The 605-nt window shown below is 52.4% G+C and carries 1 protein-coding gene; it reads right to left on the reverse strand.

The features are described from left to right. A partial coding sequence (locus tag R7093_RS26485) for a methyl-accepting chemotaxis protein (RefSeq protein WP_318147185.1) occupies nucleotides 1-605 on the reverse strand: 605 nt, incomplete at both ends.

Raw genomic sequence — 605 nt, forward strand, 5'->3', positions numbered from 1 at the left:
TGAATGTCTTGCAACGCAACCGAGGCTGCGCGCGCCTCTTCTACCGTTGCTTCACCGCGCGCTTGGCTTGATTCCATCGCACGTACAGCGGCATCTGAGCCAGATTTTAGTTGCTCAATCATTTTATGGATATCGCCCGTACTGTCTTGAGTGCGGCTTGCAAGCTTGCGGACTTCATCTGCTACTACCGCGAATCCACGCCCTTGATCGCCAGCTCGCGCAGCTTCAATCGCGGCGTTTAGCGCAAGCAAATTAGTTTGCTCGGCAATATCTTGAATCACTTCTAAAGATGATGAGATGTTTTGAACGTCGCTTTCTAAACGGGCAATCACAGTGCTCGCCTCTGAAACTTCGCTTGCCAGCTCTTCGACAGAATTCGCAGCGGAATCGACGATGTGTTTCGCTTGTTGAGCGTTTTCATCGGCGTGTCGTGCTGATTCTGCTGCTTGGTTAGCGTTGTTCGAAATCTCATGCGCGGTGGCTGTCATTTCCGTCATCGCTGCGGCAACTTGCTCGGTTTCTTCACGTTGACCGCCAGCGAGTTCGTCGACTTGAGAGGCGCGTTGCGACATGTTGTTGGTTTCTGCGACGACTTCTTCACCAAC

It is taken from the genome of Vibrio sp. 1580, from assembly GCF_033340055.1.